This window comes from Streptomyces sp. NPDC031274, assembly GCF_055570235.1.
Window position 1 is genome coordinate 203,642 of the sequence record NZ_JBVIHP010000002.1, and the last position, 11,085, is coordinate 214,726.

At 70.9% G+C, this 11,085-nt stretch carries 2 protein-coding genes; one reads left to right on the forward strand and one right to left on the reverse strand.

Annotation, left to right across the window (positions count from 1 at the left end; all coding sequences use genetic code 11):
- Nucleotides 1-64 precede the first annotated feature (64 nt).
- The gene (locus tag ACZ5CR_RS03910; protein WP_468853300.1) at nt 65-1,330 is read right to left on the reverse strand and encodes a helix-turn-helix domain-containing protein; all 1,266 of its coding nucleotides are present in this window, start codon (nt 1,328-1,330) and stop codon (nt 65-67) included.
- Nucleotides 1,331-1,673: 343 nt separating this feature from the next.
- Between ACZ5CR_RS03910 and ACZ5CR_RS03915 the strand changes: the two genes are divergently transcribed.
- Nucleotides 1,674-10,970, forward strand: coding sequence for an amino acid adenylation domain-containing protein (locus tag ACZ5CR_RS03915; RefSeq protein WP_468853301.1), 9,297 nt, complete (start codon nt 1,674-1,676; stop codon nt 10,968-10,970).
- Nucleotides 10,971-11,085: the final 115 nt, after the last annotated feature.

The following is an 11,085-nucleotide window of genomic DNA, read 5'->3' on the forward strand; positions in this document are numbered from 1 at the left end:
CGGACCGGCGCGACTTCCCCCGGCGCGCCCGTCCGGTCAGCCGGTTGGCTCCGACCGGCCCCTTTCAGGGGCCGGTCGCGAGCAGTTCGCTCAACTGCCGCCAGGCTTCGGAGGACTTGCGGTAGGCACCGGCCCGGTCCAGAGTCTCGGCCGCGTGCCGGTAGCAGTCCTTGGCCGCCTCGATGTCCCCGGCCAGCGTGTGCGCCCGGGCCGCGAGCAGATGGCACTGCCCCTGTCCCGCCAGCGGGAGCTCGGCGCCGCCCTCGCGTACCTTGGCCGTCAGTTCCAGGATCCGCTCCGGCTGTTCCAGACGCAGCGCCAGCTGGGCCTCGGCCAGCATCAGGTCGGCCATGTCGTCATCGCGGCCGACGAGTTCGAGGGCCTGGCGGGCGCGGGCGAGCAGCCGCGCCGCTTCCTTCGCGGCGTCGTCCGAGGGGTCGTACTCCAGACGGAGCGCCGCCGACGCGCGGCACAGCCGGGCCCAGGCCGCCAGATTCGCGTCCGGATGCAGGCAGTTGAATGCCTGCTCGTGCAGCCACGTCGCGTCCCGCGGCCGTTCGCACAGGAAGCGGGCACTGCCCACCGCCCAGTACACCTGGCCGCGCAGTTGCCGGGACGGGATGTCCTCGGCGATCTCCTGGAGAGTGTCGGCGAGGCTCGAAGCATTCTCCAGCTCTCCACTGTCGGCATAGGAGTTGACCAGCGCCAGCATCGCGCCCACCCGCTCGTGTGCGGTGGGCGGCAGTGCGACGGTGACCGACACGGCGTGCTCGGCGGTGCGGACGGCTTCGCCCAGTCGCCCCTGACGGTGCAGGTTCTTGGAGAGCGCGGTGGCGACGCGAGCGGCAAGCCGGGGAGTCTCCTGTGACAGGGCGGCCTCGGCCAGACCGGTGAGGACGGTGTGTTCCTCGGCGGCGTTGCCCAGCTCCCGCAGAATGTCGGCGAGATCCCAGGCGGCCTCCCAGAGCACATCCTCCTCGGCGTGCCCGCCGACCTCCGCGCCGATGCCGCGCAGCAGCTCCGCGGCATCGGCCAGCTCGCAGTCCTTGCGCAGGGCGCGTGCCTCGAGCAGCCTGCCGGCGATGTCGAGGCGTCGACTGCGGAGTTCGCCCTCGTCCTGGGAACCGGGGCTCGCCAGGGACTCCAGGGGCACATCGAGCCGGCGAGCGAAGAAGGCCGCGATCAAATCGTTGGGCGAACGCTGCCCGCTTTCCACGCGTGAGACATAGCTGGCCGACACCTCGTCGCCCGCTAGCTCGCTCTGGGAAAGGCCGCGCTGCACCCGCAGTTGTCTCAGTCTGCGTCCGAACGCGGGCTGTTCGATCATCATCGTCCTCCGGGATCGCCTCGGCTTGCCGGGGGGTGGCAAGCGACTGCCACAAGGCCCGGCCTCGTGGCCATCGCTCTTGGTCAAGTGCCGCATGGGATTTGCAGCACTGTCACCGGTTATTACGGCGGCAGCGTAGAGCTCGTTTGGTGGAGCTGTCGAACTGTGGCCAGTACTCGGCGCGGTGCGAGCAAAAAGCTGAAGGCGTTGCAGGTCAAGAGCTTCCGGCAATCCGCGTGCAAAATGTGGCTTGAACTGTGACAGGTAGCTGTCTACAGTCGTGACACATGTGACGAGTGCTGTCACATATGTGACAGCTTACGGGGAGGGCGTCGCAATGGATGTCATGCGTGCTGGGGAGAACTCTGCTACCGAGCAGAGACCGCAGGGGTCAGAGGTACCACTTTCGGTGGGGCAGGCCTCCCTCTTCTTCCTCCAAGAACTTGCACCCGAATCGCCCGCCTACCACGTGGCCGGATGCGTGACGGTCGACGATCGTCTCGACGCCGAGCGGCTGCGTCGCGCCTGGGCCACCGTCTGCGCTCGTCACCCGGTGCTCACTGGCGTCATCGCGCCCAGGGCCGAAGGGTATGTGCAGCGCTGGCACGCGGCCGATGCCCCCTTCACCGTCCGCCGGACGCCGGGAATCGGCGCCGAGGAGCTGCGCGTGCTCGCCGCCCGCGACTATGAGCGCCCGTTCGCTCTGGACCGCGAGGCGCCTGCCCGGCTCTTCGTCTATCAGGACACCGACGCCACCACCCTGAACCTCGTTCTGCATCACGTCGCCGGGGACATGAGCTCCCTCTTCATCACCTTGGAGGACCTGCTCACGGCTTACCGGTCCGAGAGGGACGGCACGCCGAGTCCGGCTGTTGAAGCCGACACCTCCTACGCGCGTCACGTGGCCGCCGAGCGCGCGTTTCTGGAAGGTCCCGGATCGGCGCGGTTACGCGACTACTGGACCCAGCAGTTGGAGAATTGCCGGTTCGCCCTCGACCTGCCCGGCATGACCGCCCCTCGGCCGGTGGCTGATTCTGATGCCCCCGCCCACGTGCCGTTCCAGCTCGACAGGGAACTCGCCGAGCGAATACGTGAGGTGGCTGAATCCAACCGCAGCACCACCGCCACCGTGCTGCTCGCCGCCTTCAACGTGCTGCTGCACAAGCTCACCGGCAGCGACGACATCGTCGTCGGCTTCCCCGTGGAGGGCCGCAAGAAGGCCTTCAAGCGAACTGTCGGTCACTTCGCCAATTCCCTGCTGCTGCGCACCCCGGTCACCGCCGACGCCACCTTCGACTCCGTTCTGGACGCCACGCGCACCGCACACGTCGGTGCCGTACGACATCGGGCCCTGCCCACGCCGACGGTCCTGGGGCGCTTGGCGCCGGGGTCGGCGCTCTCCGGGCAGTCGCTCTACCAAGTGAGCTTCCAGTTCGAATCGGACCGGCTTTCCTACGGCACCAGGTCGATTCTCGGTGGTCTGGGCACCGTCCACCTCGCCGGATACGACACCGAGCCTGTGCCGATGCGCCAACAGGTGGCGCAGTTCCCGCTGCGGATGCAGGCGGGCGAGATCGACGGTGAAGTGCGCGGTGTCCTCCACTACGACCCGGCCCGGCTCGACGCGGAAACCGTCGCCGGCTACGCCCGGCTCTTCGAGACCTTGGTGAACGAGGCCGTCGCCGATCCGACGGTGACCGTCGCCGCTCTCGGTTCCGGCGATTCCGAGGTGGTGTCGTCGTGGTCGGGTGCCGGGGTCGAGGCTGTGGGTGGTGGGCGGCCGGTGTTCGAGGCGGTGGTGGCACGTGCGGGTTCGGCGCCTGATGGTGTGGCTCTGGTGGACGGTGAACGTGGTTGGAGCTACGGGGAGTTGGAGCGTGCGTCGGCTGTAGTGGCGGTGCGTTTGCGGGAGTTGGGTGTGGGGCCGGACTCTGTGGTGGGTCTGTGTCTGCCGCGTGGTGCGTTGATGGCGGTGGCGATGTTGGGGGTGCAGCGGGCCGGTGGTGCCTGGCTCGCCCTTGACCCTTCGTATCCGGCTGAGCGGTTGCGGCTGATGGTGGGTGAGGCCGGTTGTGCCGTAGTCGTTCGTGGTGGAGCGCAGGCGGAGCTGCTCGATGACGCGTTGCCCGTCGGTACTCCGGTCCTGGAGGTCGACCGTCTTGATCTGACGGTGCAGGTCGATCGGGCGGGTCTGGACGCGGCACATGAGGACGACCTGGCCTACTTGGTCTTCACGTCGGGTTCCACCGGTCGGCCCAAGGGCGTGGCCGTGACACACCGCACGCTCTCCTGCTCCACCGCGGCACGCGCCACCTTCTACGGCCCGCAGCCACCACGCTTCCTTCTGCTGTCGCCCTTCGCCTTCGACAGTTCCTACGCGGGCATCTTCTGGACCCTCACGTTCGGCGGCACCCTGGTCGTGCCCGACGCCGAGCAGGTCAAGGACGCCGACCAACTGGCCGCTCTGGTGGAGCGGCACGCGCTGACCCACACCCTGACCGTGCCCTCGTTCTACCGCGCCCTGCTCAACCGGCCGGGTGGCCCCGGCCGTTCCCTGCGCACCGTCGTGGTCGCGGGCGAGGCCTGCCCCGCCGACCTGGTCGCCGAGCACCGGACCGCGCTGCCGGACTGCGCGCTGGTCAACGAGTACGGCCCGAGCGAGGCCACCGTCTGGGCCACCGGCCACTTCTGCGTCGACGGCAGCCCCGGCAACGTGCCCATCGGCACCCCGATCGCCGGCACCACCGTGTTTGTGCTTGACGGGGCTTTGCGGCCGGTGGCGGCGGGTGGTGTGGGTGAGTTGTATGTGGGTGGTGCGGGTGTGGCGCGTGGGTATGCGGGCCGGGGTGGGTTGACTGCCGAGCGGTTCGTGCCGGATCCCTTCTCGCGGGTGCCGGGTGCGCGTCTGTATCGCACCGGTGATCTCGTACGTTTCGGCGCCGATGGTGCGCTGGAGTTCTGTGGCCGCGTGGACGAGCAGGTCAAAGTCCGTGGATTCCGCGTGGAGTTGGGCGAGATCGAAGCCGTACTCCGGTCCGCCGCCGACGTCACCGACGCCGTGGTGGCCGCCGTGGCGCCCCCGGGCGGCGGCGAACTGCGCCTCGCCGCCTACGTGGTGACCCCGAGCGGCGTACCCGTGGACGCGTCCGGTCTGCGTGCGTGGGCGGGGGAGCGGTTGCCCGCGCACATGGTGCCCGCCGCGATCATGGGCGTTGACGCACTGCCGCTGTCCCCGAACGGCAAGGTGGACCGGCGTGCCCTGCCCGCCCCCCGCTGGGAGGTCTCCGACGAAGGATTCGTCGCGCCCCGCGGTGAGGTCGAGCGAGGTCTGGCCGAGGTGTGGTGCCAGGTGCTGCGCCTCGAACGGGTCGGCGTGCACGACGACTACCTGGCGCTCGGCGGGGACTCCATCCTCTCGATCCAGGTGGTTGCCAAAGCCCGCAGGGCCGGTATCCGTATCACCCCGCGCCAGATCTTCGAGCACCCCACGATCGCCGCCCTCGCCCAGCAGGCCGAACTCCTGCTCCCCGGGGGCGGGAGCGACCGGGGCGAGGACGCCGTCGGTGCGTCGCCGGACGACATCACTGCCGGGCTCCTGCCCGCCGGTCTGCCCGCCGGTCTGCTCGCCTCCTGGGAACGCGCCCACGGCCCGCTGCACGCCGTGTGGCCCATGTCAGGCCTCCAGCAGGGAATGCTGTACCACGCCCTCGCCGAGCCGGGGTCGGACGCCTACACCGAGCAATTGGTGTGCACCCTGAGCGGTGCACTCGACCCGCGGCTCTTCCTCGATGCCTGGCGCCGCGCCATGACCCGACACTCCGCGCTGCGCGCCCACTGCGCCTGGCAGGAGGTCGACACACCCCTGCTCGTCGTGCCGCGGGACATCGACGTACCCACCGTGTACGAGGACTGGACGGCTGCGGACGGCGACGCCGAAAGGACCACGGAGGAGCGCCTCGCGAAGTTCCTGGCGAATGACCGGAGCGCAGGCTTCGAGCTGAGCGGCAGCCCCCTGGTGCGTATCGCGCTCTTCCGCACCGCCGCGGACGCGTGGACCTTCGTATGGACCAGCCACCACATTCTGATGGACGGCTGGTCGCTGCCGGTCGTCGCGGGCGACGCCTTCGCGCTCTACACCTCGCTGCGCACCGGCGCCGACACCGATCTCGCACCCGCTCCCGACTACGGCGCCTTCGTGCGCTGGAACGCGAGCCGTGACCGTGCAGAGGACGAGGCCTTCTGGCGCAAACAGCTCACCGGCTTCACTGCCCCGGCACTGCTCGCCCCCGCCCGAGCCGCGACCGCCGAGGGCGGCTCCGGCCAACACAGGCCCGCCCTGCGGGTGTCCGGCGAACGCTCCCGGGTCCTGCGCGGCATCGCCCGCGAACGGGGCTTCACCGTGGCCGCGTTGGTCCACGCCGCGTGGGCCCTGGTGGTCGCCCGGCGCACCGGCGCCCGGGACCTGGCGGTCGGCAGCGTGCTCTCCGGACGCCCCGCCGAGATCGACGGCATCGAGCGCACCGTCGGCCTGTTCATCAACACCTTGCCGCTGCGTGTGCGGATCCTTGACGAGGTGCGGGCCGACGACTGGCTCGCCTCCGTCCACCAGGGTCTCCAGGACCTCACCGACCACCAGCACGCCCCACTCGCCGATGTCACCTCCTGGGGTGGCGCCCCTGCGGGGGCCCCGCTCTTCGACTCCATCGTCGTCGTCGAGAACTACCCCTTCGAGGGATTCGCCACCGACGGCTTCACAGTGGACAGCGGTCGCCTCGTCGAGCGGACCAATTACCCGGTCAGTCTGCAGGTCATGCCCGGCGAGAACCTGGAGCTTCGGCTGTGCGTCGACACGGCGGCCTTCGACGCGGCCGCCGCGCAGCGGCTCCTCGACGACCTGGACAGCACCCTGGACGCACTCACCGGCGATCCGGGAACCACCCTGGGCGAGTTGGGTGCCGGTGGTTCCGAGGTGGTGTCGTCGTGGTCGGGTGCCGGGGTCGAGGCTGTGGGTGGTGGGCGGCCGGTGTTCGAGGCGGTGGTGGCGCGCGCGGGTTCGGCGCCTGATGGTGTGGCTCTGGTGGATGGTGAAGGTGGTTGGAGTTATGGGGAGTTGGAGCGTGCGTCGGCTGTAGTGGCGGTGCGTTTGCGGGAGTTGGGTGTGGGGCCGGACTCCGTGGTGGGTCTGTGCTTGCCGCGTGGTGCGTTGATGGCGGTGGCGATGTTGGGGGTGCAGCGGGCCGGTGGTGCCTGGCTCGCCCTTGACCCTTCGTATCCGGCTGAGCGGTTGCGGCTGATGGTGGGTGAGGCCGGTTGTGCCGTAGTTGTACGTGGCGGTCCTCAGTCGGAGTTGCTCGACGATGCACTGTCCGGCGTCACTTCGGTTCTGGAGGTCGACCGTCTTGATCTGACGGTGCAGGTCGATCGGGCGGGTCTGGACGCGGCACATGAGGACGACCTGGCCTACTTGGTCTTCACGTCGGGTTCCACCGGTCGGCCCAAGGGCGTGGCCGTGACACACGGTCAACTGGCCGTTCACCTCGCGCAGATCGGCGGGGTCTTCGGGCTGACCGCCCGTGACCGGGTCCTGGTCTTCGGCTCCTTCTCCTTCGACGTCAGCACCGAGCAGCTGTTCGCGCCGCTGATCAGGGGCGGCGCGGCCGTGATCCGGCCCGACGGGCTCCTCGGTACCGAAGAGCTGCTCGCCTTCCTGGCGGACCATCAGGTCACCGTCTTCAACCCGCCGACCGGGTTGTGGCGGCAGATGGCCACCGCCCTTGCCGACGGTGCCGTCGTGCCCGCGGCACTGGACATCCGGCTCACCGTCGTCGGCGGTGACGCCATGCCTGCCTTCGAGACCGGCAGCTGGCAACGCGCGGTCGGCGGTCGCGTCGTCAACGCCTACGGCCCCACCGAGACCGTCATCACCGCCACCGTCCACGAGGTCGCCGCCGACGACGCGGTGGGGACCGGTACCGCCGGGACCGTTCCGCTCGGGCGGCCGCTTCCCGGCCGCACCGTGTTTGTGCTTGACGGGGCTCTGCGGCCGGTGGCGGCGGGTGGTGTGGGTGAGTTGTATGTGGGTGGTGCGGGTGTGGCGCGTGGGTATGCGGGCCGGGGTGGGTTGACTGCCGAGCGGTTCGTGCCGGATCCGTTCTCGCGGGTGCCGGGTGCGCGTCTGTATCGCACCGGTGATCTCGTACGTTTCGGCGCCGATGGTGCGCTGGAGTTCTGTGGCCGCGTGGACGAGCAGGTCAAAGTCCGTGGATTCCGCGTCGAGTTGGGCGAGATCGAGGCGGTCGTGCGCGGGGCGGCCGGGGTGGCCGACGCCGCTGTGGCCGCCGTGCCGCCACCCGGCGGTGGCGAGGCGCGACTGGTGGCGTACGTCGTCGCTCGTGCCGGCGTCGTCTGCGACCCGGAGACGGTGAGGGCGTGGGCGGGGGAGCGGCTGCCCGCGCACATGGTCCCCGTCGCCATCGTGACCCTCGACGTGCTGCCGCTGTCGGCGAACGGCAAGGTGGACCGGCGCGCCCTGCCCGCCCCCGTCTGGGAAGCGGCCGACGAGGGTTTCGTCGCGCCCCGCAGCGAGGTCGAGCGGCGTCTGGCGGAGGTGTGGTGCCAGGTTCTGGGCCTTGAACGGGTCGGCGTGCACGACGACTACCTGGCGCTCGGCGGGGACTCCATCCTCTCGATCCAGGTGGTCGCCAAAGCCCGCAGGCTCGGAATCCACATCACCCCGCGCCAGATGTTCCAGCACCCGACCATCGCGGGCCTCGCCCCGCACATCATGACCGGCGTGGCGGCGGGCATCCGCACCCAGGGAGACAGCACCGACGCGCTCAGCCCGATCCAGCGGTGGTTCTACGACCTGGAGCTGACCGCACCGGAGCACTGGAACATGGATGTGCTCCTCGACGTCCGCACCCGGGTCGGGCACGACGAGCTGACCGCCGCGCTCGACGCCGTGATCGGCGCGCACGAGGCGCTGCGCACCCGCTTCGTGGACGGCGAGGACGACGGCAATGGCGTACGGGCCGTGGTCGACACCGCGGTCGACGTACCGGTGGAGCGCACCGACCTGTCCGCCGTCCCCGTCGCCGAGGCCGAGCGGCGGCTGCGCGATCTTGCCGACGAACTGCACACCCGGCTCGACCCCGCACACGGACCGCTCCTGCGGGCGCACCTGGCCGACTTCGGCCCGGGGGCCCCGCAGCGGCTGCTGCTCGCCGCCCACCACCTGGTCATGGACGCGGTCTCCTGGCGGATCGTCCTGGAGGACCTGGAGCTCGCGCTCGACGCCGTACGGAACGGCCGGACCCCCGAGCTCCAGCCCGAAGGCACCACCCACCGGCAGTGGACCGCCGAGCTCCGCCGCAGGGCCCTCGACCCGCAGATCCTCGGCCGGGTCCGCGCGGACCTCGCCGAGATCGCGGAACTCACCGGGGCCGCGGAGCCGGAGGCGACCGGGCCCGCACCCGGGACCGAGGGCGCCGCACGCCACGCCCGCCGGGAACTGACCGTCGAGCAGACCGTGGGGCTCCAGCGTGCCCTCGTGCACCGGTTCGGCGGCACCCTCGAAGAAGGGCTCATCACTGCGGCGGCCCGCGCCCAGGCCCGGGTCGCCGGGCTCGACACGGTCGTCGTGGAGCTGGAGAGCCACGGTCGCCAGCACCTGCACCCGGACCTCGATCTGTCGCGCACGGTCGGCTGGTTCACCACCCTGGCCCCCTTGCCGGTGACAGTCGCGCAGGACAGCCCGCTCAGCACTCTGTGGGAGGTCCGCGACAGGCTGCGGGAGCTGGTGCACCGGGGCATCGACCACGGTGTGGTCCGGCACCTGGCCCACGACGAGGAGCTGGCACGCCGCCTGGAGGCGATGCCCGAACCCCACCTCAACTTCAACTACCTGGGCCGGGTCAGCACCAGCTCCGACCCGGACGCACCGCTCGAACTCCGAGAGCCCGGCTTCGGGCAGGTCCGCGACCCGCGGGGGACACGACCGTCCGCGATCGTGGTGGAGAGCCTCGTCACCGACGGGCGCCTCGCCGTCGAGGTCGAACACACCGGGCAGGCCGCCGCCGACGCGCTCGTGGACGCCGTCCTGGACGAACTGCGCTCGCTGACCGCCCAGCCGGAGGTGCCCGCCCTCACCTCCGGACTGCGGTCCGGCGCCGCTCCGGTCGCCGCCGTACGTGACTGGGCCGCACGCTGGGGCGATCTGACGGCAGTGTGGCCGCTCACGCCGACGCAGGAGGGCATGCTCTTCCGCAGCCTGGCCGAGGACGGTTCGGCGGGCAGCGGGGTCTATGTGGAGCAGCTCGTCTGCGTGCTCGAAGGTGACCTGGACCAAGAGGCGTTCGCGCGGGCCTGGCAGGCCGCCGTCGACCGGCACGCCGTGCTGCGTGGCGTGTGCGTGTGGCAGGACGTGCCGCGCCCCCTGCTCGTGGTGCCCGGAGCTCGTGAACTGCCCGTCGCCTGCCTGGACTTCACCGCGGACGGAACGGGCGCGGAAGGCGATACGGCCGCCGGGGGCCCGCGCGGTTCAGCGGATCCGGAGGCGCGGCTCGACGCCTTCGTGCGCGAGGACCGGCATGCCGGCTTCGATCTGCGCGAAGGGCCACTCGCTCGGCTCGCGGTGATCCGGCTCGCGGACGGCCGCTGGGCCTTCGTGTGGACGAACCACCATGTGCTGTTCGACGGTTGGTCGCTGCCCATCCTCCTGGGCGAGGTGCTCGATCACTACACCGCGAGCCGCAGAGGCGAGACTCCGGCACTCGAGCCCGCGGCGGACTTCGGTTCCTTCGCCCGGTGGGCGGCCCGTCAGGACCCCGATGCCTCAAGGGAGTTCTGGACGCGCGGCCTGGCCGACTTCACCCCGGCGCCGATCGCCCCGCAGGCGGACGGCCCCGCGGTCCACCGGGACCACGTGGTGCGGCTGCCGGCTGAGGACACCGAACGGCTGCGGGAGACCGCGGGGCGCTTCGGTGTCACCCTCGGCGGCGCGGTGCACGCGGCGTGGGCACTCACCCTCGCCGCCGAGACCGACACCGACGACGTGGCGTTCGGCAGTGTCGGCTCAGGGCGGCCCACGGACCTTGAGGACGTGGACCGCATGGTCGGGATGTTCATCAACACCGTTCCGCTGCGTACCCGGCTACCTGCCGCCCTGCCGGTCGGCACCTGGGCCAGGGACGTGCAGCAGGCCCTGAACCAGGCCCAGGACCACATCCAGACGCCCCTCGCCAAGATCGCCGTGTGGAGTGGCAGGACCAGCTCCTCCGGGCTCTTCGACACATCCGTGATCGTGGCGAACTTTCCCTTCGCCGATCTGGGCAAGGGACTTCCCGGCCTGTCCGTGACGCGCTCCGAGGCGCTGGAGCAGACCGAACTTCCCCTCACCGTCTCCGCCGCCCCCGAGGGGGACCGGCTCGTCATCGCGTTGAACCACGACACCGTTCGCGTACCCACCGACCGGGCCGCCGCCCTCGCCGACCGGCTCTGTCTCGCCCTGACGGCACTCGCGGACGGCACCGCCACCGTCGGCGAGGTCCGCGCCGATCTGCGGGAACGGGCTCGGGGCGAGCGCGCCGTGAGCCGAGCCCGCCGGGCCGCGCGCCTGGGCCCGTCCGTCCGCTCGCGCGACTGAGCGCGCCCTCAACTCGTATCGATCCCTCGCGCCACCCCGGGGCGATCCGTCCCACCGCCACCGGACCGGTGGCAATGGTTCCGTGCGGCTGGTCCGACTCCACCTGCCCGGATTC